This window comes from Collimonas sp. NPDC087041, assembly GCF_044745265.1.
Lineage (GTDB): Bacteria > Pseudomonadota > Gammaproteobacteria > Burkholderiales > Burkholderiaceae_D > Collimonas.
Genome location: NZ_JBIUZX010000001.1, coordinates 588,398 through 613,749 on the forward strand (window position 1 = coordinate 588,398; position 25,352 = coordinate 613,749).

A 25,352-nucleotide genomic window follows, 5' to 3' on the forward strand; every position below is an offset into this window, starting at 1 on the left:
TCTTCAGGCCAGGGCCGCTTTCAACATCGGGCGAAACGCGCGTGGATCGCATTTTTCCACTACCACGCGCGGTGTGCCGTGCCAGTCGGCAAAGCGTTGCAGCGTGGCGGCCAGGTCTGTCGCCAGCCTTTGCGTCTGGCGGGTGCCGGCTTCCAGATACAGCGCCTTGACTTCGAACACGCCGTCGCTGCGATGGGCCTTCGCATCCAGCCGCCCGGCCAGGACGCCGCGATGCAGTATCGGCAGTGTGAAGTACCCGTAGTTGCGTTTGGCCTCGGGCGTGTAGCACTCCAGCCGGTAATCGAAATCGAATAATTCCAATGCACGTTTACGATCCCAGACCACCGGATCGAATGGCGACAACAGGCTGGTCATGCTCGGCTTCAGGCGGCCGTCGGCGGCTGCGAGAGCCAGTTCGCGATGAGCCGGATGGATATACACCGGCTGGTCCCAGCCCTCTACCGTAGCCTTGATCAGGCTGCCGTCGCCCACCAGCGATTCGGGGTCGGGAGTGGGGCGGCTTTTGGCGGTGCGGAAGTAATCGCCGATCCAACTGGCCTTGGCCACGCCAAGCGCCTGCACCGCCTTCAGCAGCAAGGTGCGATGGGTTTCGGCGTGGGACGGCATGCGGGTATCGTCCCAGTCCGGCAGGATGCGCTCGGCCAGGTCGTAGATACGGTGGAAATTGTGACGGCGCGCGATCATCAGCCGGCCGGCGGTGAACAGCACCTCCAGCGAGCGCTTTTCCGGTTTCCACTCCCACCAACCGCCGCCCTTGCCGTCGGTGCGTTTGAAATCGGCTGAGCGAACCGGGCCGTGGTCCCGAATGTGGGCCAGCAGTTTTTCAATGGTGGCGCCGTGCTCGCTCATCCACTTTTCAGAATATTTCCAACCCATCGAGCCGGGATCGATCATCCGATGCCGGTACAGGCCGTAATCTTCGATCGGCAGGAAGCTGGCTTCATGCGCCCAGTATTCGAACAGATGGCGCTCCGCCAGCAATTCGTCCAGCCATGCCTGCGGATAGCTGCCGAGCCGGCTCCATAGCACCAGGTAGGGACTGCGCGCCACCACGTGGATGGTGTCGATCTGCAGCACGCCCATTTGGCGGATGACATCCAGCACGTCTTGCTTGACTGCTTTCTTGCGCGGCGGATTGAGCAAGCCTTGCGCCGCCAATTGCAATGCGCGCGCAGCAGGAAGTGACAGATGGAGTGTGTTCATGCGAGGGCCCGATCGAGGGGATGGTGCGGGCGGGCCCGACGCATGCCGGGGCCGCTCAACGGTACTTTTTTAGAGGTCGATGGCGCGCAGATCCAGACGCTCGCCCTGACGCGGCGGACACCAATAGTAGCTGCCGCTGATCGGTTGCGAGAAGCTGAACAGGGCGTCGACGATATCGTCTTCCAGCCCCAGCATGCGCCGCAGGACGTGCTCGAAGCGGTCGCTGCTTTCGCCGAAGGCAATGAATTCGGTGCCTTGCTGCTTGCCGTTATCCCATGGCATCGAATGCCGCACCATGAAGGCTTCGGGCGTGAAGCTTTCCTGTGCCGAACGCTTGACGTGCGCCGATTCCGGCGCATCCTCGATTTCCTCGTTGTCGCTGTGGCGGCGGCCGATGGTGGCATCGCGCTGCTCAGCCGGAAAGCCACGGAAGCGTTGCAGATCGTGTACCCAACGCTGTACCGCGACGAAGCTGGAGCCTTGTCGTCCTTCGCCTTCGGCGACCAGCGCAGCGGCTGCCGCGTCGTCATCTTTGGGGTTTTCAGTGCCGTCTTCGTAGCCGGTCAGGTCGCGGTTGTCGCGGTAGCGGAACGTATCCAGCGCATCGTCCAGAACCAAGGCTTCGCTCAGCAGATCGACCAGTTGTGCGGTGCGTTCGAACAGCGTGCTGCGGTCGTCGCCGCGCAACAGGATCCACATGGCTTGCTGGGTCGACGGCGCCTGGCAGCCACGGCCTTCAAGCGCCGGAAACGGACGCAGGCCGGCTACATGCTGGTCCAGTGCCTCGATCAATGGTGCGCCCAGGCCGACGATGCCCCAATCGGCCGCGAAGCTGTCGCGCAGGCGGGCCAGTGCCGGCCGCGGGTCCTGGCCGTTCAGGCGAAATGTGAGCGAGCGTCCAAGCGGTGGCAGCGGTTTGAGAATTCCTAGTTGGGCTACTGTTACTGACATGTGCAAAATCCTTGTTCGGAAAAAGGGTTTGATATTAGCGGATTCCGCCAATTTGTTGCTGGCGAGTTGAAAAATTGGGAGGGTCAATCGGGTGCAATGTCGTCGCCGCTTGCCTGGGTTGTCGCGGTGGCGGCTTTTGCGGCCTGCCTTTCCTGGCGTGCACGCAAACCCGAAATGATTTCTCGGCTCATGAAATAGTCATGCAACCGGGTTTTTTGATGCGGCAGCAGCTGGCTGGCGGCAATCATGTCGGGCCAGGTTTTCAAGGCTTTCTTGCAGACCTCGGATATCACGTGGCGCAGTGGCGGTTCCAGCATGCCGCTGCGGTTGGCGAAGGCGCGCAAGGTCAGCGGCGACAGGAATGTTCGTTTGGGCTGGCCATCGGCGAATTTGAGCGCGTGGCCGCTACCGTTCAGGTAGACGCCGTAGGCCACGACGTCATAGGCCGGCGACAGTTCGATGGCGCCGTCCGCCAGGTAGCGGATGCCGAAATTCTTCAAGTGGCCGTCGTAGTTGCCGATCAGTTCATTGACCGTGATCCGACGCAACAGCTCATGGCAGGCGGCTTCGCCCAGGCCGTCCACCGACTGCATCACCAGGGCCATGTCGGCATAGCTGGCGCCGGTGTATTTCTTGTCTGGATCGACGCCGAGTATCTGGCAGAAATCTTCGACATGCAGACGGCCCGGTTGATCGCGGTCGAAGCGCTGCACCGCCAGGAATTGCTGGCTGCCGCCCGGTGCGTAGCTGTGCTCGGCCAGGATCGCTTCCAGCGGCTGCAGGCTGGCTTGGCAGACCGTGACGCCGGCAGCTTGCGCCAGTTGCAGCGATAAATATTCAACCTCGGGCAGGTGGTCGAACTGGGCGGTCGGCAATTTGCCGATGATGTGGGCATCGCGGTGGCGAGTACGGCTGACGTAGCGGCCGCCTTCCTGGATCAGGGCCAGCTTCGGCTGCATACCGGAAATCGATACGCCATCGACCAGCGGCGCGGCGATGACACTTTCCTCGATCGCTTCGTGATCCTGCGTTACCAGGCGCGTCATCATGGCGCGTGTCAGCTTGGTCGGCACTGCCTTGACGGCGCCCGGGAGGTCGCGCCCGCAGGCGGCCAGCAGTTCGAAGTGATTGTCTTCGGCACACTGGCGCTCCAGCGCAATCTGCTTGCGCAGCACGCCTTCGGGCAGCAGGTTTTGAAAGAAAGGCGGCAACCGTTGCTGGCCCGGTGAGTTGAACATGGCTGCCAGCGGGTTGAGCAGCAGCGCGGCATCCTGTTCAGGACTGGCGGCGCGCATCGATAGCGACAGCGTTGGCCGCAGCGGATCCTGGGCATAGTCGGCGTCGACCTGGAAACGCACCATGTCGCCGTATTGAAACAGTATGCCGACCTTGCGCTCGCCAAGAAAGATGTCCAGTGCGCTCAGGTTCATGGCTGTTTTCCTTGTCGCGCCAAGGCGGCGGACACCAGGCTTTGCACTTCAGCCGGGGCGGCGGGTTTGGCGGTAATCGAGGCAGCCAGCGCTTTTGGCACCAGCATCACCTCCAACCCCAGCTGATCGGCCAGCGTCATCAGTGTGCTCAGGCGCGGATCTTTCTTGCCGGCCAGCAGGCCGCGTATCGTTACCGCGGTGAGGCCGGTGTTGCGGCTCATCTCAATGATCGGCAGCGCCAACTGATCCTTGGCCTCGCGGAGGGTGGTGGAAAGCTCTGACAGGGTTTTCATAGATGGTCAGTAAACTATCTTTTTGTTGATTATAGATAGTATAGTATCTTTTTCTTGAAAGGATAGTTAAATATCTTTATTTGTAAAAAAGATACTTTAATATCTTTTTTAAGAATCTGATTTCTGCGCGAAAACCACATAAGCATTGCCGAAAACCTTCGTTTTGGAAGTTGGGAGAATCGATTAAGTTAGGAACCGGCTACAGCACCATTTTTCATTCGAATAATTCGATTATCCAACTAATCAACCAACTCAAAGGGGATTTCATGATTGCCAATATTTTCAAACGGCTGCCGGCCGTGGCGGCGGTTTTGCTGCTGGCGCTGTTGTCGGGACAGGCTTCGGCCGCGGATAAAGAAGTCAATATTGCCTATCAGACGGTCGTGGAGCCGGCCAAGGTCGCCCAGGCCGACGGTGATTATGAAAAGGCCAGTGGCTGGAAGATCAACTGGAAGAAATTCGATAGCGGCGCCGACGTGATTACCGCCGTGGCCTCGGGCGACATCCAGATCGGTTATGTCGGCAGCAGTCCGCTGGCGGCTGCCGCAACTCGTGAGCTACCGATTGAAACCATCCTGATTGCGGCGCAGATCGGCCAGGCTGAAGCATTGGTGGTGCGGAATGGCAGCGGCATCAAGACGGCACAGGACCTGGTCGGCAAAAAGATCGCCGTGCCATTCGTCTCGACCACGCATTACAGCCTGCTGGCCGCGCTCAAGCATTGGGGCATCGATCCTGCCAAAGTACAGATATTGAACCTGCGTCCGCCGGAAATTATTGCTGCCTGGCAGCGCGGCGATATCGATGCCGCCTACGTTTGGGACCCGGCACTGGGCAAGGTCAAGGAATCCGGCAAGGTCCTGACCAATTCGGCAGAAGTGGCGAAGTGGGGCGCGCCGACTTTCGATGCCTGGATCGTACGCAAGGATTTTGCGCAAAAGAATCCGGATTTCGTGACAGCCTTTGTCAAGGTCACCGGCAAAGCCTATGCGGATTACCGCGCCCATGGCAGCGATTGGAAGGCCGGCTCGCCACAATTCGAGAAGATTTCCCGCCTGACCGCAGCCAAGCAGAGCGACATTGCTGAACTGTTGGCCGGCAGCGGTTTCCCGACATTGCCGGAGCAGGCGCAACTGCTGAGTAACGGCACCGTCAAGGCCTTGGCTGCGACCTCCGGTTTCCTGCAGGAGCAAAAGAAGGTGGAACGCGTGCTGACGGACTACCAGCCTTATGTCAATCCAGCCTTCGCCAAGGCGGCGATCCAGTAAGGAGTTGTAGATGATCCGTTTGCAATCGGTCGGTGTTGTGTATCCGACAGCCGGCCGCGAGGTCGAGGTCTTGCGCGACTTGTCGCTGGATCTGCACGATGGCCGCTTTACCGTGGTGATCGGCGAGTCGGGCTGCGGCAAGACCACCTTGCTGAACCTGATTGCCGGCTTCCTGCAGCCCAGTTCCGGCAGCGCCAGCATTGATGGCAAGCCGATCAGCGGGCCCGGCGCCGAACGTGGTGTGGTATTCCAGGGCGATACCTTGCTGCCATGGCAAACGGTGCGCGACAACGTTGCCTTCGGCTTGCGCCTGGCCGGGCAAACATTGCAGCAACGGCATGCCCGGGCCGACGAATACCTAGCGTTGACCGGTTTGCAGGCATATGCCGACGCCGCCATTTGGGAATTGTCGGGCGGTATGCGGCAGCGGGTCAGCCTGGCGCGTGCGCTGGCGGTCGATCCGCGCTTCCTGTTGCTGGATGAGCCGCTCGGCGCACTCGATGCGCTGACGCGCGAGCAGATGCAGGAGCATCTGCTGCAGGTCTGGAAAGCGTCGGGCAAGGGTATTTTCATGATTACCCATAGCGTTGAGGAAGCCTTGTTCCTGGCGACTGACCTGGTCTTGCTGCGCGCCAGGCCGGGGCGCGTCGACAGCGTACGCAAGCTCGATTTCGGCGAGCGCTTTGCGGCTGGGGAATCGGCTCGCAGCATCAAGTCCGATCCGCATTTTGTCGGCTTGCGCGAAGAAATCCTCGCGCAGCTGTTACATTCGCATCCACATCCACATCCACATCCACATCCGCATCCGCCCGCGAGCCGTATTGCGGCAGACAGAGTGAAGGAACTGGCATGAGCGAATTATCCGTGACCTTTGCGCCGCTGGAGTTGCCGCAAGACGGTGGCGAGCAATTGTCTTCATCGCAACAACAACGCCGCGCCGTACCGGTGCGGCGCCTTTCCGATCGCAGCGTGACGCTGCTAACCGTGTTCGGCCTGCTGGGATTGTGGTGGCTGGTCAGCGCCTTGGCGCTGGTGCCGCCGTTGTTCTTGCCGTCGCCGTTGGCGGTCCTGCAGAAATTCAAGTCGGTGGCGCTCGATGGGTTTGTTGACGCCACCTTGTGGCAGCACACGGCAACCAGCGTCGCCCGGGTGCTGGCGGCCTTATTGCTGGCAATCGCCAGTGCGATTCCGATCGGCATCCTGATCGGCCTGAGCAATCAGGCGCGGGCGGTGTTTGATCCATTGATCGAGTTCTATCGGCCGATACCGCCGCTGGCTTACCTGCCGCTGATCGTGATCTGGTTCGGCATTGGCGAGTTGTCCAAGGTGCTGCTGATCTACCTGGCGATTTTCGCTCCGCTGGCGATCGCTACCCTGCACGGGGTGCGGCGGGTCGACCAGAATCGTCTGCGGGCGGCGCAGACGCTGGGGGCTTCGCGTTGGCAATTGATCCGTTTCGTGATCCTGCCGTCGGCGGTGCCGGATATCCTGACTGGCGTTCGCATCGGCCTCGGCGTCGGCTGGTCGACGCTGGTGGCGGCGGAATTGATTGCGGCTACGCGCGGCCTGGGTTTCATGATCCAGTCGGCGGCGCAGTTCCTGGTCACCGATGTGGTGATCATGGGGATTCTGGTGATCGCTCTGATTGCTTCGGCATTCGAGTATGGTCTGCGTCGGCTGCAACGCAAATACGTGCCTTGGGAGGGGCGCGCATAGCGCATAAACGCGGGCTGGTTATTGCCAGCCCGCGTTTATCCTCTTAGTGCGGACTGGCGGTCGGACGCACCACGATCTCGCTGAGGTCAACGTCAGCCGGCTGTTCGATGGCGAACAGTATGGTGCGCGCCACAGCCTCGGCGGAAATCGCAATCTTGCGATAGGCTTGCATCCCCAGTCTGGCGTCGGGATCGCTGATGCTGTCGGCCAGCTCCGATTCGGTAACGCCGGGCGAGATGACGGTGACTCGGATATTGTCAACCTCCTGGCGCAAGCCATCTGAAATCGCCCGTACTGCAAACTTGGTGGCGCAATAGACTGCCGCGCTGGGCACAACCCGATGGGCGCCGATCGAAGCGACATTGATGATCTGGCCACTACCCTGAGCTTGCATGACGGGTAACGCGGCGGCAATGCCGTACAGTACCCCCTTGATGTTGACATCCACCATGCGCTCCCATTCGTCCACCTTCAGCTGCTCCAGCGTCGACAGCGGCATGACGCCGGCATTGTTGACGATGACATCGACCCGCCCGAAGCGGCTTTTGGCGAGCGCCACGATATCCTCAAGCTGGCTGCGCTTGGTGACGTCCAGGGCTTGATATTCCGCCACGCCGCCAGCCGTGCGGATCAGTGCTGCCAGGGTTTCCAGGCGTTCGGTACGGCGCGCACCCAGCACTACCCGGGCGCCGTGTGACGCCAATATGCGGGCAGTGGCTTCGCCGATGCCGCTGCTGGCGCCGGTGATGACGACAACCTTATCGTGAATTCCTAACATGTTTTTCTCCTTGTGATTCCGGGCGGGAAGCGCCGGATATGTCAGCACTGTAGGGCGCGTTGACCGGGCGCAGATAGCCGGATTCGCGCAACTTCTTGCACAATCCTCCAGATCTTTGGATGGGCGCCGCCGCGACGAATCGAAAAATAGTAGACTCAGGCTAACGCTGAAAATGGCAGGAAATGAGGCAAAAATGATTGATTCAGAAGCAATCTCGGCAGAGCGCGCGGTGTCGCTGCAGCAAATCGAACTGGCACGCCTGATTGCGCAATACGCCGCCACCGATGGGGTGCACCAGACGGCGATCGCGCCGCTCAATCTGGTGCGCGTGTCGCAGCCTTCGGCACCGACGCACACCTTGCACATGCCGGCCTTGTGCATCATCGCCCAAGGCCAGAAGCGGGCGATGCTGGCCGACGAGCTATATGTCTACAATTCCACGAATTATTTGGTCGTGTCGGTCGACCTGCCCGTCACGGGACAGGTTACGCAAGCCTCGCCTGAGCTGCCGTATCTGTGCCTGCGGCTCGATCTTGATCCGAAAGAGATCGGTGACCTGATCATGGGTGCTGAACCTCGTCCAAAAAAGGATGGCGCGCCGACGCGCGGCATGTTTGTCAGCAAAGCCACGACTAGCTTGCTGGATGCGGTATTACGTCTGGTGCAATTGCTGGCCGCGCCGCAGGATATCCCGGTGCTGGCGCCGCTGGCGATGCGCGAAATCCTGTATCGTCTGTTGCAGGAAGAGCAGGGCGGCATGTTGCGGCAGATTGCCATGTCCGATAGCCAGGCGCAGCACGTGGCCAAGGCCATCGAACTGATCAAGCGCGATTACCGGCTGCCGTTGCGGATCGATAGCCTGGCGCGGGAAGCCAACATGAGTTCATCCTCGCTGCACCAGCATTTCAAGGCAGTCACCGCGATGACGCCGTTGCAATACCAGAAGCAGTTGCGGCTGCAGGAGGCGCGCCGCCTGCTGTTCGCCGAGATTGGCGACGCCGCTACTGCCGGCCATCTGGTCGGTTACGAGAGTCCGTCGCAATTCAGCCGCGAATACAACCGCATGTTCGGCGCCCCGCCGGCACGCGATGCCGCCCGTTTGCGCGCCAGCGAACCGGCGCTTGCCAGTGAGGCCTAGTGTTCTTCGTTAGGTCGATTACGGCGGCGTGAGACGCTTTCCTGGATCGCTACCAGCAACAGCACCAGCGTGGTCAGGCCGGATATCATCAGCAGGTCGGTCCGATAGGCAAACGGAATCAGGATTGCCAGCAATGCCAGGCCGATCATGTGGGAAAACGGGAAGCGGCGGTACACCACGGTCTTGTAGATACCGTTGCCGAACAGGTAGGTCATCGGGCCGCCGACCAGCACTGCCAATGCCTTGGTATCAATGTGGCCGGGCGGATGGGCAATCGCCAGTTCGTTGCCGACGGCGGTGATGATCACGCCGGCGACGATAATCACGTGGGTGTAGTGGAAGTAGGCGCCAATCCGGCCTGGATCCTCAGAATGCACGATAGCCTCGGTGCCGGCCTGGCTGCTGGTGTCGAAATAGATCCACCACATCGCCAGGCTACCGAGGAAGGCCACCAGGAAGGCGATCAAGGTGGGCGCATCCCAGCTTGCCATGTGGCTGATGCTGGCGCCGGTCACCAGGATCGATTCACCCAATGCGACGATCACGAACAACTGACAGCGCTCAGCCATGTGACCGCCTTCAATGGTCCAGTCCCGGGTTTGCGAGCGTCCCATGCCGGGCAGCCACAGGCCGAACATCGGCGACACATATTCGCAAACCACAGCCAGCGCCCAGAACAGGAAACGGTAACTGCCGTCGGACGGGCCGCCGGCAATCCACAATGCGCCGGAGATGCACAGCCAGCCCAGCATGCGTTGGAAATTGGCGCTCAACGGGTGATGGCGCCCAAGGTGCAGCACCACGAACAAGGTGCGGCCGATCTGTATGGTGGCGTAGCACACGGCAAAGATCATGCCGCGTTCGCCAAACGCATCCGGCAGCACCGCCGACATCACCAGGCTGACCAGCATGATCGCCAACAGCAATATGCGGATCGGCATTGCATCGGGATCGAACCAGTTGGTGACCCAGCAGGTGTATTGCCACACCAGCCACACGGCAAACCACAGGACCAGGGTTTGCAGCGCGCCTAGCGGACTGAGATTTTCCAGCAAATGGTGCGACAGTTGGGTGACCGCGAAAACATACACCAGGTCGAAGAAAAGTTCGATGGAAAGTACTTTGGCTTCGTGCCCGTCGCGGGTCCGCAATAGATCTCCCTTGCCTAATATGCTCATTACTGCGTTCTCCCTTGTGGCGCCAATACGTAGCGCCAATATCGTCTTTTGCAAATAACCGACGATTACAATAAGGGATCGCTTAGTCTAGTGTCAATCGCGGGGCGGCGGCTTCTGGTGGGCGTTACCAGGCATTGAATGTCACGCATTGTGCACCTCGGCACGAGATACATCGTTCGAATGCAAACGCCGACGAGATTGAATGACCGGGTCGAAACAGGGAGGAAAGAGATGGAGGCAAACCACAGGAAGCTTCATTTCAAACGCTGGGAACAGATCGACTCGGCCACATATGCTTCTTGAGATCGAAAACAGAGGGGCTACACCTCGATCCAGCAGGCGAAGATTGGATGTCCTCCAATTACCATCGGTGGTCCGGAGCGCCTTGCCCGGAAGCCCGCCCTACGGAGTAGCCGTTCGACGCCGATGGGCGAGACCGTGATGAGTCGCTTGGCGCCGTGTGCTGCAGCGCAGGCAATTGACGCCTGCAGCAGCTTGACTGCAATCGGCGAGGAAAATTGACCAAGCGCGGTATTGCTCGGTTTGTTGAAATCCATCGCCGCAAAGCGCGACAGCTCCCACACGTCGGGTGTGCTGGGCGGCGCCGAATCCTCTAGCAGTTGCGGAAACACTTCGCCCAGCAGATAGGGCTGATCTGTGGGCAGCAGCCGGGCGCAGCCGTTTACCTGGCCGCAACCGTCCTGGGCGACCACATACACGGTATCGTCGCGGTCGAACTGGTCCAGTTCGGCGCCGTCTTTGGTATCCAGTTTCCATTGCAGGGTTTCAACGAAAACCTTGTGGCGATAGCTGGATATTTTGGAGAAAAGTTCATTGGATAATTCTGTTGCCGCACCGGAAATCACTTTCATTTTTCACACCTTGTCAAGTTTCAATGTCGGCTGATTTTGGTGTGCATGCTGGGTGCGCGTAACTGTCAAGGTTAACAGCTACGATGGCGTCGGCGGTCGCGCCAGCCGTTGCCGAAAACGATATGCTTGATCGGAATAGTGTTTGTTGAAAATTAGCGGCGCGCCAAAGCGTGTCGGCATGTCGCCGACATTGATCGAAAATCTTGAGCATGGCGCAGTGCTACAAAATGCCGAGCATCGCTGCCTTGATGGTCGCTGCGGTTTTATTTGTTGCGTTTAGCTTTTTCAGCGTGTTGGAGATGTGAAAGTTCACAGTGCGATCGGAGATGCCCATGATCCTGCTGATTTCTCCAGAGGTCTTGCCATCCGCGGTCCAGCGCAGGACTTCGATTTCCCGCGCGGTCAATTGCGTGACGGCTTCCGGCAGGTATTTTTCAAGCAATAGCTGTGACAATCCCTCGTGCGCGACGTCAACCAACCACGATAGCTTCAGCGCAATTCCGCGCAACTCCTTGCTGGAAACAGACTCATCCGAGCGCGACAGATTCAGCAATCCGCCAATGCCCTTGGCATCGTGGCAGGATTGCGCCCAGCCGGCATGCAGGCCATGGGAGCGCGCATCTTCCCAAAAAGACGGGCAGGAGGCGAAGCTCTTGTCGGACCATACCAGCGGCAAGGTCGAGCGCTTGCCATGCGATACGGTGGGGTCCACCTTGACGTACTCTTGCTGTGTATACCGCTGCTGCCAACTCGATGGGTAATTGTTGAGCATGATCACCTTGGGCTGGGCTACCGGCCACGGCAGGCGCATGCCGTAGGCGCAGTAATCGAAACCAAGCTGCTTGGCCAAGCCTGACAGGGTGGTGAACAGGGCCGGCACGGATGGCGCGCCCAGGATGGACTGAATTTGCTGTTCTTGCCATTCAACCATAACTACACTCCCGTAAAAATATATGTCTTTTCATGGAAGGAAATTCTTTTCTTATGCGCCCCGACGCGAATCAAGTCCAGGCGCATCGCATCTGCTAGCATTTTGGCTGCTTCAACCACTTTCGCTTATGCTTCTTTTGGCTTCAGTTGCGACACCAGTCTCCGGGCTTTGGCGCCACAAAAAAGTTTCCATTCAGAAATTTAACACATTTTAGTAATTTTACAATTGACAAATTGTAAATATTCGCGGAGTGCACATTCAAAAATATTTGTGGACGATTTTGTATTTTTTCCGTGCCGGAAATGCATGGCAGCAGCGAGGCGCTCATCGCCACATAGCCGAGCGCCGCTGATGCGGCTCAGGCCATGCAGGCGAACCGGCTTCAGATGAAGCGCATCTTGAAGTTCTTGCCCTTGATGTTACCGGTACTTAAGCGGCTGTAGGCGTGTTTGGCTATGCGCCGATCCAGCGCCACGTAGGTGACGAATTCAAATACGCTGATCTTGCCGACCTGTTCCTTGGTCAGGCCGACATCGCCGGTCAATGCTCCCAGCAGGTCGCCGGGGCGCAGCTTGTCCTTCTTGCCGCCCATGATGCACAGCGTTAGCATCGGCGCCGTCAACGGTTCGCCGTCAGCCGGTTCCAGGGTATCGAGGTCGAACCAGGCGACTGGACCCTGCTGATACTCTTCGATCAGCTTGACCCATTTCTTTTCGTTGGGCGCGCACAGGCTCAGCGCCAGCCCTCGGTCCTGGCCGCGTCCGGTACGGCCGATGCGGTGGATGTGGACTTCGGTGTCCTTGGAGACATCGACGTTGATGACGGCGCCCAAGGTCTGAATGTCCAGGCCACGCGCGGCGACATCGGTGGCAACCAGCACCGAACAGCTCTGGTTGGCGAAGCGCACCAGGATCTCGTCGCGTTCGCGCTGTTCCAGTTCGCCATACAGCGCCAGCGCGCTGAAACCCTGTTCACTGAGCTCGGCAGCCAGTTCGCGGCAATGGATCTTGGTGTTGCAGAAAGCGATGGTCGATACCGGTTTGTAGTGGTTCAGCAGTTGCGCCACAGCTGCGTTGCGGCCTTCGTACGAGACTTCATAGAAGCGCTGTTCGATGCGGCCGCCATCGTGCTGCGCCTCAACCTTGACTTCAACCGGGTGGCGCAGGAATTCTGCGCTGGCCTTGCGGATGTCATCCGGGTAGGTGGCGGAAAACAGCAAGGTCTGGCGGCGCGCCGGGCAGGCGCTGACGATGCCGGAGATTTCTTCGTAGAAGCCCATGTCGACCATGCGGTCGGCCTCGTCCAGCACCAGCGTCTGCACTGTGCTCAGGTTAATGCTGCCGCGGCCGATATGGTCGCGGATGCGGCCCGGGGTGCCGACCACGATATGCGCGCCATGCTCCAACGAGCCGATCTGCGGTCCCATCGGCGTGCCGCCGCACAAGGTCAGGATCTTGACGTTGTCGGCGAAGCGCGCCAACCGGCGCAATTCCTTGGCGACCTGGTCGGCCAGTTCGCGCGTCGGGCACAGCACCAGCGCCTGGATCGCAAAATAGGTGGGATTGAGCTTGTGCAGGATGCCGATGCCGAATGCCGCGGTCTTGCCGCTGCCGGTCTTGGCCTGGGCGATCAGGTCATGGCGCTCCAGGATCACCGGCAGGCTTTGCTGCTGGATGGTGGTCATCTCGTGATAACCCAGGCTGTCGAGGTTGCTGAGCAGCGCTGGCGCCAGGGGCAGGGAAGAGAAGGAGGTGGTTTTCACGATGATGTTGGTGGCCAGCTAAAAAGGGAGGGAAGTCTAACAGGCGGACCGGCTTAGAGCCAGGATTCCGTCGCATTTCGCCGCATATTATGGCTGGTTGTTGTCCGATCGTGCATTCATATTCCGTTTACATCTGCCATTTGTGCGGTTATTGCTCGTACAGTTCCAGCGGCAGCCCATCCGGGTCGCTGAAGAATGTAAACGGGCTGCCGGTGAATTCATCGATCCGGATCGCTTCCACTTCGATGCCCTTGTCGCGCAATTCCTGCGCCGCATCGGCCACGCTCGGCACGCGGAACGCCAGGTGGCGCAAGCCGCAGGCTTCCGGCCGGCTGACGCGCGGTGGTGGCGACGGGAAGGAAAACAATTCTATCTGGACGCCGTCCGGGGTGCGCAAGTCCAGTTTATAAGAGTCGCGCTGGTGCCGGTACGTTTCAGCGACGATCGTCAGTCCCAGCAGTTCGGTATAGAAATGCTTCGAACGCTGATAGTCCGAGGCGATGATGGCGACGTGGTGGATGCCGGAGATGTGCATGGATGAAAAAATGGGCGAATGACGAAAATTGGCCGCCAGCCGGAAGGCAGCGGCCATCAGTCATGACTATACCTTGGGTTGCAACTTGACGGACTAAAACTGCCCAATCCCGCTCAAACCCAGTAGCGCGCCAGCTGCCAGCACCCACAGTGGATGTATCTTGCTCTTGAACGTCACCAATGCACAGCCGGCGGCAATCGCTGCCAGGCCCCAGGTTTGTGCTGACGCTTCGGTAATCAGCGCCGCGCTGGCCGCCACCAGGCCGACCGTCATCGGCACCAGCCCGGCCTGGATCGTGGCGCGCCATGGCTTGTCCTTGAAGCGCAGCCAGAGATGCAACACCACGCCCGTGAGAAGCGAGGACGGGCCAAACTTCGCCAGTGTGGTGACCAGTACGCCAGGCCAGCCGGCGACATGCCAGCCGACCAGCGTCACGATCATCATGTTCGGCCCCGGCGCAGCCTGCGCCAAGGCAAACATGGCGCTGAAGTCTTGGGCTGTCATCCAGTGATGGATGTCGACTACCTGGCGTTGCATTTCCGGCAGGATGGTGTTGCCGCCGCCAAACGCCAGCAGAGACAGCTGGCTGAAGATGGTCGCCAGGGATACGAGTGTGTCGTTCATGATGGCAGCTTCCAGGTAATCAGCACGCCAAGCGGCGCCAGCACCAGCATGGTCGGCAGCAGCGGCAGGCGCAGCAAGGTAATGGCGATAAAGAACAAGGCCGCAATAATCAGCGGCACCGGTTTTTTCAGCAACGGCACCAGCATCTTCAATGCCATCGATATCAACAGCCCGGAAGCGGCGGCAGCCAGGCCGGCGAACATGTGGTTGAGCGCGGCGTCATGCTGGAAATGCTGGTAGAGCACGCCCAAGGCGATGACGATGGCTGACGGAGCGGCAATCAGGCCCAGCAGCGAGGCGATGGCGCCAGGGATGCCGCGAAAATGCAAGCCGATCGCTACCGACAGGTTGATGATGTTGCCGCCCGGTAGAAATTGGCACAAGCCGAGCAACTCGGTGAACTGCGTACCATCCAGCCAGCGTCGTTGCTCGACGATCATGCGGCGCGCCAGCGGCAGGACGCCGCCGAAACCGATCAGGCCGAGCGCCAGGAACCCGGTGAACAGCTCACGCGTGGAGGGTGTTGTTAAAGCCAGGTCTTCACCGGTGGCGACGGTTTCTGTAGTCATCTGCGATTTCTCATACTTCTCAAGCGGTTAAATATTGACGGTCACACATTGACGGTTACACATTGGCGATGATGAACAGCCGCTTGAACGGCAGCAGCGTAACGCCGTTCTCGCGTTGTGGATAGGCCTGGCGCATGGCTGCCGAATAAGCATCGCGAAAGGCTTCGCGCGGCCCGGCCGGCAATGCTTCCAGGTAGGGACGCAGGCTGGTGCCGGCAGCCCACTCGGTAACAGCATCGTCGCCTTTCAAGGTGTGCAGGTAAGTAGTTTCCCAGATATCCAGCGATGTGGCGCGTGCACGCAGCAAATCGTAATACTGGTCGGCATTGAGGATCGGCGGTTGCCGGCGCAGGTCTTTCAGATACGGTGCGAAGGCTGGTGAATCGGCCAGTTCCACCTGCATCTGCCGCAACGGTTCGTTGTGCATGGCCGGCATTTGTGCGGCCAGCCAGCCGCCCGGCCGTATCGACGACAGCAGGTGCGGGAACAGGCTGGCATGGTCCGGCAGCCATTGCAAGGCGGCGTTGGTATAGAGTACGTCGACTTGTTGCTGCGCTTTCCATTCACCAAGATCGGCGCGCTGGAAGCGGCATTCCGGGGCGGTTGCGGCGGCCTTGTCCAGCATGTTTTGCGAACTGTCGATGCCGAGTACATCGGCATGTGACCAGCGCGCCTTCAGCAAGGCGGTGACGTTGCCGGTACCGCAGCCGATGTCGACCACGTGCTTGGGATCCTGGTCCGGGACGTAGGCCAGCAGGTCAAGCGCAGGGCGCAGGCGCTCGTTGCCAAAATGCATGTATTGTTTTGCATCCCATATGTCTTTGGTGGTGTCCATGCTAACTCCTAGTTTTTGTCACAAGGTTGATTTGGGGAGGGACTGTCGGCTTCAGCTGTGCATGTATCCGGTGTGGTGCGCTGGCCGAAGCTGAATGCTGATCCAATAGGCGCATGTTACCGAAATTCGGTCTGTCGACAAATCGACTTTTTTGCCTCGTCGTTGTGATTTATAATCACAAGCATGTCTCGTCAACTTCCCCCATTACAAGCGCTGCGTGCATTCGAAGTCGCCGCCCGCTTTGAAAATTTCTCCGCTGCCGCCGAGGAGTTGCATGTCACGCATGGCGCGGTCAGCCGCCAGATCGCGGTCCTGGAAGCCTGGCTTGGCATGCCGGTGTTCCATCGTATCGGCAAACGCGTGCAGTTGACTGACGACGGTCGCCGCTACCTGCTCACGGTGCAAGCGGCTTTTGACAACATCGCAGTGGCTACCAAGCAATTGCGAGAGTCCGGCACTGTGAGGGTCCTGCACATCAACGCTTTGACGACCTTTGCGATGCGCTGGCTGCTGCCGCGCTTGAGCGGGTTCCAACGCCTGTATCCAGGGGTGGAACTGAAATTGTCGACCTCTACTTCAGACAAGCCGCTGGGCGAACTTGGCGAGTTCGACGTGGCGATCCGGCGCGGTCCCGGCCATTGGCCGAACTGCGAGAGTGGTGAGTTCCTGGAAGAGAGCGAACTGCCGGTGTGCAGCCCGGCACTGATAGCACGTTCGCCGATCAGGCAAGCTAGCGATCTGGCGCAACATACGCTGTTGCACTCCGATACGCGCCCGGATGCCTGGTCGAAGTGGCTGCTGTCCGCCGATGTCGCGCCGGCTTCATGCAAGAAACGCCAGTCGTTCGATCATTTCTACCTGGCGTTGCAAGCGGCCGTCGACGGCCTTGGCGTGGCGCTCGGACCGCTGCCGCTGATTACCGACGAGCTGGCTAGCGGCCGCCTGGTGACGCCGATTGCGGAGCCGGTGATCCGCGCCCGAAGTTATTGGTGGATCGTGGCGCGCCATCAGGCGCAAGTGCCGCTGATCAGGCATTTTTGCGACTGGTTACAGCAGGAAGCGAAGCGCTGACAAGTCGCTTGCGCGCTTCAGCGTTCTGTTTCGAGCCAACGAATGATGCATAATGGAAACAATCACTGTGGCAGGCGCGTACTGCATCCGGAGAGGTGCGACGGTTCCGTCACATGAGAAAAAACCACACATAAAAAATAAGTGAGGAGACAATTCATGCGCATCATCCAGTCGATCCAGCAATCGAAATTCGTGGCATTCCCAATAGCGACCCTACTCAGCCTGACGCTTGTTGCCTGCGGGGGTGACGGCAGTATTGAAGTCCAGCAGCAGCCGAAAGCATTCACCGCCGATGGCGGCGTCTCTGCTTTCTACACCTGGAACGGCACGACACCCGCTGCGCCGGGGGTGCTGTTGCGACAAGAGCCGCTGCCTGCCAATCAAGTCTTGCCGAATGCCTCGCAAGGCATCCGCATCCTGTACACCTCGACCGATGGCGACGACGGCAAGACCGCCAACTACGTTTCGGGCGATTTGCAATTGCCGAAAGGAATTGCCCCGGCCGGTGGCTGGCCGCTGATTGCCTGGTCGCATGGCACCGTCGGCGTGGCCGATGTGTGTGCGCCGTCATGGACCGTGCGCGACCCGCGCGATGTCGACTATCTCGATGCCTGGCTGGCGCAAGGGTATGCGGTGGTGTCGACCGATTACCAGGGATTGGGTACGCCCGGCCTGCATCCCTACCTGCATGCGCGGCCTGAGGCTTACAGTGTGCTGGACAGTATCCGCGCTGTTACCAAGGCGTTTCCGCAACTGTCCAGTTCAGTGGTGATCGTCGGCCAGTCGCAGGGTGCGCAAGGGGCGATTGCGACAGTCGGCTATGCGCCGTCTTATGCGCCTGAAATCAAGCTGTTGGGAACGGTGGCGACCGGCGTGCCTTACCAGCTGCAAAGCGTGCTGGCTTATCTGAACTCGTTGACTGCACAAGTTCCGACCACGGGATTTACCTCGGTGCTGGCAACGCTGGAGGCGTATGCCTGGCTGGGGTACGCGACTGCGGAAAGAGTGGTGCCGAATTTCGTGCTGGCGGATAACCTGACCGACAAGGGCAAGGCTTTCTATTCAGTAGTCGCCAGCCAGTGCCTGGCGCCCATCGAGTCTTACATCACGCAAAACAAACTGGTGACGTCGGATGTCTTCAAGGGCGATGTCACCAGTTGGGCGACTCAAACTTTACAGTCTTCGAATTATCCGACGGTCAAATTCGCGGCGCCGATTTTTGTTGGTACTGGGACCTTGGATACGGATATTCCGACTGCGGTCCAATATCTGTTCGCCAAGGATGCCTGCGCGGCCGGCAGCACCGTCGAGCAGCATTATTACGTCGGGCAGGATCACAGCGGCACGGTCAATGCATCGCTGGTGGATTCCGTACCGTTCGTCAAAAAACTGTTTGCCGGCCAATCGATCACCTCGAACTGTGCGGCATTGGTGCCGCCGCCGGCCAGCTAAGGCAACGGTTTCGACACCAGGTCCATGCGCCGCCGAATCTTCGTTTCGGCGTCGCGGTCGCCGGCAGTTTGGGCGCGCTGCGCCTGCACACCCAGCCAGGCCAGTAGTGGCCGGCGCCAGCCCTGGGCGGAGGCGGTTTCTGTCGCCGTCACGATTTCGGCGGGCGTCAGCCTGCCGTTCTGCAGCAGGGCGGCAGCTGCCACCAGGCGTGATAACGGATCCTTGATGTCATCCAGCCGGCTCTTGTCGGCAGATGCTGCGCTGGCGCTGACCAGTGCCCGATACTGCTGCGGCAACAGGTTCGCATCCAGTCCTTGCCATTGTCCATTCAGATAAGCGGCATAGCTGCGTTCACTGGCGTCGGCGTCCTGCGCCAGCGGCTGGAAACCGGCGCAATTATCCAGTTCCAGGCTGGCCGCACGGGCCGCGCAACGCACCAGTTCCGCGCGCGCCAGCAAATCGGCACGGCCGGTGCTGGCGATTTCATTGCGGGCGCGGGCGAATTCGAGATCGGCCACGCGGCTGTTGCCGGTCAGGTAGGCGGATGTAAAACTCTGCAGGGCGCCATGCGCGTTGCTTTGCCAGTCCGGCGGCGGTGGATTGCTGCCGCAGGCGGCCAGCAACAAGGTCAACGACATGGACAAACAGGAGGCGGTGATCTTCATGGCAGCTTGATCTCCGTATCGCGGGCGAAAGGCCATTTGCGGTTGATTTCATCCACCAGTTGCGTCACTTTGCGCAAACTGGCTTCCACTTCGGCGCGTAGTGCGCCCAGATCGTTGCTGGCCATATGCGCATTGCTGCCGATTGCCTGTGCTTCGGCCAGCACCGCATCGACTTTCTTCAGGCTGGCGCGGGTATCGCTGAGGACGCCATTCAATTGCACGATCGCGGCCTGGGTTTCATCCATCACGCCGCGTTGACCGAAAACACGCTGATCGGCCTTGGCCAGCAATGCATTGACACGGTCCAGTGCGACGACGATTTTCTTCGCATCTTCATCGCTGCCCAGTGCGCCGCCCAGCAATCCGTATTTCCCGGTAAGGCGGCCGGTCATGGTCTGCACGTTATCCAGGCTGGTATTCAGGCTGGAGTCCGCCGCTGTAATGGCTTGCAGGTTTTCCAGCAAGGCGCTGGCGGTCGCCACCAGGCGCGGGATCTGCGCTGCGGTATCGCCAATCAGCACCGTGCGCACGGAATCAGGCGGCAAGGGCGGGTCGGTCAGGACGCCTGAAAACGCCCGAATCCGAGTGTCGCCCACCAAGCCATGCTCCAACGTGAAGACGCTGGTGGTGCGCAGCCAGTTCGCATCCTTGCGCGGCACATCGATGATGATCCGGGCCTTGCCGTCCTCGCCCAGCTCGATGCGTTGCACGCGGCCGATCGGAAAGCCCGAGAAAGTCAGGTCCATGCCCACCAGCACGCCCTGTGAATCGTCGGAGATCAGCACCAGACGTTGGGTGCTCTCGAACACGCCGCGCGCGTACATCACATACAGCACAAAGCCACATATCAAGGCCGCCATCAAGGCCAGCAGCAAGAGCGCCTTGAGTTCGACGTTGGTAGACGTTTCTACGGGAGAATCGGGAGGCGATGTCATGAGTGGTGTGTTCCTTCTTTAGATGTATTTTGCCGCCAGCGCGCCAATCTCGATCAAGACCAGCACGAACAGCAGTCGGATTGCGCCGGGCTGGACTGTGGATGAAATGCTGGCATGCTGTCGCGACGCTTCAAGGATGGCAGCCATCGGAATGACCGCAACCGCCAGTCCGAAGAGAATGGTTTTCAAGGCAAAGCCGATCGTCACCGCCGGCTCAAACACGCGCCCGACGGTGCGGGTGTAGTCGACCAGCCCCCAGGGCGACATGCCATAAACATTGACGTAAGCCAGCACCAGGACGATTACGCCGCTGACCACCGCCAGGCTCAACACAGAGAAAGCGTTGGCGATGACCTGCGGCACCAGGTCTCGGCGCAATAGTGCGATATCTTGCCATTGCTGGCTTGGTTTCGATCCGGATTCGGCAAACCGCGCTGCGCCGGCATTGAACGCTAGGCCGGCGCGCAACGCCACGAACAATGCCGCCGACAGCGGTATCAATTCAAGCACCAGCACCCGCACCACCATCTCCAGCGCATAGCGCGACAAGCCATAACTCAGCGCCGTCACAATCACAATCCGGATCAGCACCAGGCTGAGCAGGGTACACAGCAAGGTGAACCAGGGCAGTATTTGCCAGGTGCCGGTATAGATATAACGATAGGTCGCACTACGGTTTGCGCGGTGGTAGGTGGAAGGCGAAAATCCCATCACCAGCGCCACTGCCGCCAGATGCAGCATGAGCCACCAGCTCTTCGCGGTGCGTACGACGGCCACACCCCATTGTTCGGGCTTGACGTTGAGATAAGAAGTTGGACGCATGCGGCAATGATAACGCAGCAATTCATGTCTGGCGTTGATCGATTCTTGCTGCTTTGCCAAATTGTGATGCGTTTATTTACATGAGGCGCCCAAACGCGATGAAGGTACGGGGCCAGCGTTACGGCATTATTTTGCTACAGCACCGGCCACGCGCTGCAGGGTTGTTTCATCAGCGGCCGGTCCGGCGCCGATGATATATCCCTTTTCGTTGATGTACTTGCCCGTGACCGCATCGACCAGCACCGGATCGGCGTTCTGGCCGGTCTGTGCGTCAAGCAGGACGATGCTTTCTCCTTCCGGGCAGAAATGCTTGTTGCCCCAGGTTAGCAGCGCCAGCAGTACGGGCCGGAAATCACGGCCGCGTTGGGTCAGGCGGTATTCGTAACGTGGCGGCTTTTCGCAGTAGAGATGACGCTCCAGCAAACCTTCTTCGACCAGCGCGTTAAGCCGTCGCGTCAACATGTTGGGGGCGATGTCCAGGCTCTTCTGGAATTCATCGAAACGCGTCAGGCCAAAGAAGGCATCGCGCAGGATCAGGATACTCCACCATTCACCGACCCGCTCCAGGCTGCGGGCGATCGGGCATTGCATGCTGCTGAAACTCTTGCGTTGCATGGTGGGTATCCTTTCCAGATTCTTGTGACTTTTACCATGATAGCAACTCTGGAGATGTTGCGGGACAAAACCGCAAGTGCGGACGCCTGGTTTTGTCTCTGGCTAACTGCTTCAGCGTTGCGGCGGCGCCAGGTAAATGCCGCTTGACAGGCCTTGCTTGACAGCACGCGTGATGTCGTCCGCCAGCACTTCTTCCAGGCCGCTTTCGACGCCGGCGATGGTAATCGCTGCGACCGCTTGCGGGCTGGTCTTGGGGAGATCCAAGCCGTGCGTCATGTCGGTGTCCATGAAGCCCACATGTAGACCGACCACCTGCGTGCCTTGTTCGCGCAGCGAAGTCCGCAAACCGTTGGTGAAACCCCAGGCGGCGGATTTGGACGCGGCGTACAGCGATAGTTCCGGCGAATTGATCCAGCTGCCGACCGACAGCACGTTGACGATGGCGCCGCCGCCGTTGCGCTTCAGGATTGGCGTGAAGGCCTGGCTCATGCGGATCGGGCCGATATAGTTGGCTTCCAGGATTTCGCGCGCGGTGTCGATCGCGGCGGGATCAAGGTAGCTAACGATACGGGCAATGCCGGCGTTGTTGATCAGCAGCGTGACATCGCCGCACTGCGCGGCCGCCGCGGCGACTTCTTCCGCATTGGTGACATCCAGCTTGATCGGGATCACCCCCGGCAGCTTGATGCTGGCCGGATCGCGCACGCCGGCGTAGACCTTGCTGGCGCCACGGGCCAGCAGTTCATGGACGAGGGCCAACCCGAGGCCGCGGTTGGCGCCGGTGACGAATGCAACGGAATCCTGGATTTTCATGATGTGTTTCCTTTATGTTGGTTGGGGCAATTCAGTTGAGGTAATGAACAGCGGTGGTGATTGGCTCGCAAAAGAGTATATGGATTTCATGATGATAGTTACTTTAGCCTAGTAACTATTATTATGCAAGTTACTTGAGGTGCAAGGCCGAAGTCATAAATCTGATGAGGTCGCTGGAAGAGGTCGCCAGTTGGGGGCGCACGCGATCAGTTTCAGTTGGTGCGGGCAAACAGCTAGCAGTTGTGGCGCGTTAGGGGGGAGGGATTGCGTTGTGGCTGTGAATGACTGATTCGTCAATAACGGATGTGCTGGGGTTGCGTGTATGGAGAATCACGCAACCCCATGCTTTTCAAGGGCGCTGCAAACAGGCCCTGGTGCTTCAAATTACAAAGAAGCCGTGGCTGCCATCTGTGGCAAGTTGCGCCACCAGGCCGTATTCCCAATCCAGGTAGGCTTGCATCGCGGCGACCGGGTTGTCGGTGCCTTCGTAAGGGCGTTGATAACGGTCGATGCGCGGCGAGGCGAGAGCGGTTTCGCCGGATTCCAATGGCAGTCCAGCGGCAATCCAGGCTGCAGTGCCGCCGGCCAGCACAAACACCGGCTTATCGGTCAGTTGTTGGGCATCGCCGGCGGCGTAACCGGCCAGCAGGCTACTGCCACAGGTCAGCACATAGCGCGTGGCTGCCGGGGTTTGTTGCAATGCTTGCGCCAGTTGCGAACGCAGTGCGAAGCGGGCGCCGGGAATATGCTGTTTGACGTAGTTGGCGCTACTGGTGAAGTCGAGCAGCACAGTGTTGTCGTTGCCAGATGCATTGTCTTGCAGCCATTGCGCCAGCTGTTGCGGCGTTACCGACTCATACGGCGACGTCGGCGGCAGTTGCGGCGGCGGATTGCCGCTGGCGCTGAAATCTGTCTGCTGCAAGCCATCGAGTACATACACATCCCAGCCCATTTGCGCCAGCCATGACGCACTCATGTTGGCGCGTACGCCATCGTCGTCGGCCAGCACGATGCGGGCGCCACGTACCGGCGCAATATGGTCGGTTTCTTGCACCAGTTGGCCGCCCGGGGCCGAACTGAAACCGGGTAAATGGCCGGCTGCATATTCTTCCGGCGTGCGCACATCGAGGCGATACGTGGTGCGGCCAACTTCTTCTTGCCAGCGCGCCAATGTGGCCAGGTCGGTCCGCCCGACACGAGCGCGATTGGCGACCTCGCGGCTAGAGGCGACTGCCTGCGCATGATTCTGGCTGCCCGGCGGATCTGTCGGACGGTCGGAAAAGCGTTGGGTTTTCCCGTGTTCCAGCTGCTGTCCGGCCAAAGTCCAGCCGATGGTGCCGTTGCGCAGGGCGCTGACCGGATTCGGAATGCCTGCATTGATCAGCGATTGGCTGCCGATGATACTGCGGGTGCGACCGGCGCAATTGACGATGACCCGGGTTTCCGGGCGCGGCGCCAGTGCGCGCACTCGCAATACCAGTTCGGCGCCGGGTACGCTGATGCCGCCGGGAATACTCATCGTGTTGTACTCGTCGAAACGACGTGCATCAAGCACCACCACATCGGCCTTGGCGTCCAGCAGCGCCTTGACTTCTGGCGCCGATAGCGACGGCGTGTGCCGTTGCGATTCCACCAGCTCGCCGAAGGCTTTGCTGGGCGCATTGACGTCGCGGAATATTTCGCCGCCGGCATCGCGCCAGCCTTGCAGCCCGCCGTCCAGCAAGTGCACGGCGCTATAGCCTAATCGATGTAATCTGCGCGCGGCCGGCAGCGCCAATCCTTCGCCATCGTCGTACACCACGATGGTGGTGTCGCGGCGCGGAATGCGCGCATAGGCTTCCAATTCGATGCGACCGACGGGCAGGTTGGCGGCGAACAAAGGATGGGCTTCGGCGAATGGCGCTTCTTCGCGCACATCCAGCAAAGCCAGTTCGCTGCGTTCCAGCAGGGCGGCGTGAATCTGCTGGAACGACAGCAAAGGGAAAGTGGCGATGTCAGTGGTAGTTGTCATGTGTTTTTCAATTCGATGGAGCGATCCCAAATGTTCGGCAAATGGGTATTGGAGTAACCGGAGATAAAGGGTTTGCGGCTGCCGTCTTCGGCATATACCGAGCGTCGTACTGCGCCGATGTTGGCGCCGTATACGTGGATGCTGATCGAGGCGCGATCGTCGAATGCGTTGTGTACCTTGTGGATGTCGCCGACCGTCGGTGAGATCGCCTCAACCGCGCCAGGCAACAGTTTGTGTGGCGCACCGTCGGCTTGCAGGCGGCCGTCGTCGAACGCCTTGTAGGGTTGCGAATATTCGGCGCCGCGCAGCATGCCGATCAAGCCCCATACCGTATGGTTGTGAATCGGCGTTGCCTGTCCCGGCCCCCAGACGAAACTGACGATCGAAAACCGCTCCGCGGAATCGGCATGCAGCAGGTATTGCTGATAACGCTCCGGCTGCGGTTGTGCGTAGGCATCGGGCAGCCAGTCGTCAACTGCAACCAGTTGCTGCAGCAAGGCGCCGCCGTCGCGCAGGATTTCTGCTTCGGCAGGCTTGCTGTCGAGCAGCGCCGCCAGCGCCGTCACGAACTCGCGCAGGCGCTGCGGATTGTGTGAGTCAGACATATTGCCCTTTCTTATTCCAATGCAAAGATCTGTAAGGCCGAGGCGTGCAGGTTAATGTCGCAGAAACTGAAGTTAAACGAATTATTTACTATTTTCTTATGCGTGCAATGCGCTTTGCAAGGTTCGCACGAGGGCGTCAGGCGGTGTCGCCGACATGAGAAATATTATGTAATTTTTTTATACTTGTATATATAAAATAATTCTTTTATTCATATTGTTGCAGCGATTAATATCGCCATGACTGTCTCGTATCGGCGTT

At 59.6% G+C, this 25,352-nt stretch carries 26 protein-coding genes; 6 read left to right on the forward strand and 20 right to left on the reverse strand.

Features of this window, described 5'->3' with window-relative positions:
- Nucleotides 1-3: 3 nt before the first annotated feature.
- The 4 genes from ACIPF8_RS02700 to ACIPF8_RS02715 all read right to left on the reverse strand — a co-directional run bounded on the left by ACIPF8_RS02700 (nt 4) and on the right by ACIPF8_RS02715 (nt 3,898).
- Complete coding sequence (locus ACIPF8_RS02700; protein WP_400416934.1) at nt 4-1,224, reverse strand: winged helix-turn-helix domain-containing protein; 1,221 nt, start codon at nt 1,222-1,224, stop codon at nt 4-6.
- Between the two features lie 69 nt (nt 1,225-1,293).
- On the reverse strand, nt 1,294-2,175 hold the full coding sequence (locus ACIPF8_RS02705; RefSeq protein ID WP_400416935.1) for a Dyp-type peroxidase: 882 nt from the start codon (nt 2,173-2,175) through the stop codon (nt 1,294-1,296).
- Between the two features lie 83 nt (nt 2,176-2,258).
- A complete protein-coding gene (locus ACIPF8_RS02710; RefSeq protein WP_400416936.1) occupies nt 2,259-3,605 on the reverse strand; it encodes a type II toxin-antitoxin system HipA family toxin in 1,347 nt (448 codons plus the stop codon).
- Nucleotides 3,602-3,898, reverse strand: coding sequence for a helix-turn-helix domain-containing protein (locus ACIPF8_RS02715; protein WP_400416937.1), 297 nt, complete (start codon nt 3,896-3,898; stop codon nt 3,602-3,604). Before ACIPF8_RS02715 ends, ACIPF8_RS02710 begins: the two co-directional genes overlap by 4 nt.
- Before the next feature lie 266 nt (nt 3,899-4,164).
- On the opposite strand from ACIPF8_RS02715, the gene tauA reads away from it, so the two are divergent.
- From tauA to tauC, 3 genes are read left to right on the forward strand one after another with little or no spacing between them, the layout of a single operon-like run.
- Nucleotides 4,165-5,166, forward strand: a complete 1,002-nt coding sequence (gene tauA / locus ACIPF8_RS02720) for a taurine ABC transporter substrate-binding protein (protein WP_400416938.1) — start codon at nt 4,165-4,167, stop codon at nt 5,164-5,166.
- 10 nt (nt 5,167-5,176) lie between these two features.
- Nucleotides 5,177-6,019, forward strand: coding sequence for a taurine ABC transporter ATP-binding protein (locus ACIPF8_RS02725; protein WP_400416939.1), 843 nt, complete (start codon nt 5,177-5,179; stop codon nt 6,017-6,019).
- The gene (gene tauC, locus ACIPF8_RS02730) at nt 6,016-6,882 is read left to right on the forward strand and encodes a taurine ABC transporter permease TauC (protein ID WP_400416940.1); all 867 of its coding nucleotides are present in this window, start codon (nt 6,016-6,018) and stop codon (nt 6,880-6,882) included. The genes ACIPF8_RS02725 and tauC overlap by 4 nt, the downstream gene beginning before the upstream one ends.
- 43 nt (nt 6,883-6,925) lie before the next feature.
- Here tauC and ACIPF8_RS02735 read toward each other — a convergent pair whose 3' ends face one another.
- Nucleotides 6,926-7,660, reverse strand: a complete 735-nt coding sequence (locus tag ACIPF8_RS02735) for an SDR family oxidoreductase (RefSeq protein ID WP_400416941.1) — start codon at nt 7,658-7,660, stop codon at nt 6,926-6,928.
- 193 nt (nt 7,661-7,853) lie between these two features.
- Here ACIPF8_RS02735 and ACIPF8_RS02740 point away from each other — a divergent pair, with 193 nt between their 5' ends.
- The gene (locus ACIPF8_RS02740; protein ID WP_400416942.1) at nt 7,854-8,798 is read left to right on the forward strand and encodes an AraC family transcriptional regulator N-terminal domain-containing protein; all 945 of its coding nucleotides are present in this window, start codon (nt 7,854-7,856) and stop codon (nt 8,796-8,798) included.
- Here ACIPF8_RS02740 and ACIPF8_RS02745 read toward each other — a convergent pair.
- From ACIPF8_RS02745 to ACIPF8_RS02780, 8 genes are all read right to left on the reverse strand, one after another.
- Complete coding sequence (locus tag ACIPF8_RS02745; protein ID WP_400416943.1) at nt 8,795-9,976, reverse strand: low temperature requirement protein A; 1,182 nt, start codon at nt 9,974-9,976, stop codon at nt 8,795-8,797. The two genes, ACIPF8_RS02740 and ACIPF8_RS02745, sit on opposite strands and share 4 nt — an antisense overlap.
- A gap of 320 nt (nt 9,977-10,296) precedes the next feature.
- On the reverse strand, nt 10,297-10,848 hold the full coding sequence (locus ACIPF8_RS02750; protein ID WP_400416944.1) for an acyl-homoserine-lactone synthase: 552 nt from the start codon (nt 10,846-10,848) through the stop codon (nt 10,297-10,299).
- A 220-nt stretch (nt 10,849-11,068) separates the two neighbouring features.
- On the reverse strand, nt 11,069-11,779 hold the full coding sequence (locus tag ACIPF8_RS02755) for an autoinducer binding domain-containing protein (protein WP_400416945.1): 711 nt from the start codon (nt 11,777-11,779) through the stop codon (nt 11,069-11,071).
- A 382-nt stretch (nt 11,780-12,161) separates the two neighbouring features.
- The gene (gene dbpA / locus ACIPF8_RS02760) at nt 12,162-13,541 is read right to left on the reverse strand and encodes an ATP-dependent RNA helicase DbpA (RefSeq protein ID WP_400416946.1); all 1,380 of its coding nucleotides are present in this window, start codon (nt 13,539-13,541) and stop codon (nt 12,162-12,164) included.
- Between the two features lie 148 nt (nt 13,542-13,689).
- Nucleotides 13,690-14,076, reverse strand: coding sequence for a VOC family protein (locus ACIPF8_RS02765; RefSeq protein WP_400417018.1), 387 nt, complete (start codon nt 14,074-14,076; stop codon nt 13,690-13,692).
- Between the two features lie 93 nt (nt 14,077-14,169).
- A complete protein-coding gene (locus tag ACIPF8_RS02770; protein WP_400416947.1) occupies nt 14,170-14,700 on the reverse strand; it encodes a chromate transporter in 531 nt (176 codons plus the stop codon).
- Nucleotides 14,697-15,269, reverse strand: a complete 573-nt coding sequence (locus tag ACIPF8_RS02775; RefSeq protein ID WP_400416948.1) for a chromate transporter — start codon at nt 15,267-15,269, stop codon at nt 14,697-14,699. Before ACIPF8_RS02775 ends, ACIPF8_RS02770 begins: the two co-directional genes overlap by 4 nt.
- Nucleotides 15,270-15,324: 55 nt before the next feature.
- Nucleotides 15,325-16,104: a methyltransferase domain-containing protein gene (locus ACIPF8_RS02780; RefSeq protein ID WP_400416949.1), complete on the reverse strand. Its 780-nt coding sequence runs from the start codon at nt 16,102-16,104 to the stop codon at nt 15,325-15,327.
- 183 nt (nt 16,105-16,287) lie between these two features.
- On the opposite strand from ACIPF8_RS02780, the gene ACIPF8_RS02785 reads away from it, so the two are divergent.
- On the forward strand, nt 16,288-17,175 hold the full coding sequence (locus ACIPF8_RS02785) for a transcriptional regulator GcvA (RefSeq protein WP_400416950.1): 888 nt from the start codon (nt 16,288-16,290) through the stop codon (nt 17,173-17,175).
- Between the two features lie 156 nt (nt 17,176-17,331).
- Complete coding sequence (locus ACIPF8_RS02790) at nt 17,332-18,627, forward strand: lipase family protein (protein WP_400416951.1); 1,296 nt, start codon at nt 17,332-17,334, stop codon at nt 18,625-18,627.
- On the opposite strand, the gene ACIPF8_RS02795 is transcribed toward ACIPF8_RS02790, so the two are convergent.
- The 7 genes from ACIPF8_RS02795 to ACIPF8_RS02825 form a co-directional block, all read right to left on the reverse strand.
- A complete protein-coding gene (locus ACIPF8_RS02795; RefSeq protein ID WP_400416952.1) occupies nt 18,624-19,292 on the reverse strand; it encodes a hypothetical protein in 669 nt (222 codons plus the stop codon). The two genes, ACIPF8_RS02790 and ACIPF8_RS02795, sit on opposite strands and share 4 nt — an antisense overlap.
- A complete protein-coding gene (locus ACIPF8_RS02800; RefSeq protein WP_400416953.1) occupies nt 19,289-20,227 on the reverse strand; it encodes an MlaD family protein in 939 nt (312 codons plus the stop codon). The genes ACIPF8_RS02795 and ACIPF8_RS02800 overlap by 4 nt, the downstream gene beginning before the upstream one ends.
- 18 nt (nt 20,228-20,245) lie before the next feature.
- Nucleotides 20,246-21,049 carry an MlaE family ABC transporter permease gene (locus tag ACIPF8_RS02805; protein WP_400416954.1) on the reverse strand — a complete coding sequence of 268 codons (804 nt, stop codon included), beginning with the start codon at nt 21,047-21,049 and terminating at the stop codon, nt 20,246-20,248.
- Between the two features lie 126 nt (nt 21,050-21,175).
- Nucleotides 21,176-21,664 carry a winged helix-turn-helix transcriptional regulator gene (locus ACIPF8_RS02810; protein ID WP_400416955.1) on the reverse strand — a complete coding sequence of 163 codons (489 nt, stop codon included), beginning with the start codon at nt 21,662-21,664 and terminating at the stop codon, nt 21,176-21,178.
- A gap of 111 nt (nt 21,665-21,775) precedes the next feature.
- Nucleotides 21,776-22,477: an SDR family oxidoreductase gene (locus ACIPF8_RS02815; protein WP_400416956.1), complete on the reverse strand. Its 702-nt coding sequence runs from the start codon at nt 22,475-22,477 to the stop codon at nt 21,776-21,778.
- Nucleotides 22,478-22,856: 379 nt separating this feature from the next.
- A complete protein-coding gene (locus tag ACIPF8_RS02820; protein WP_400416957.1) occupies nt 22,857-24,488 on the reverse strand; it encodes a rhodanese homology domain-containing protein in 1,632 nt (543 codons plus the stop codon).
- Complete coding sequence (locus ACIPF8_RS02825) at nt 24,485-25,093, reverse strand: cysteine dioxygenase (RefSeq protein WP_400416958.1); 609 nt, start codon at nt 25,091-25,093, stop codon at nt 24,485-24,487. Before ACIPF8_RS02825 ends, ACIPF8_RS02820 begins: the two co-directional genes overlap by 4 nt.
- Nucleotides 25,094-25,352: the final 259 nt, after the last annotated feature.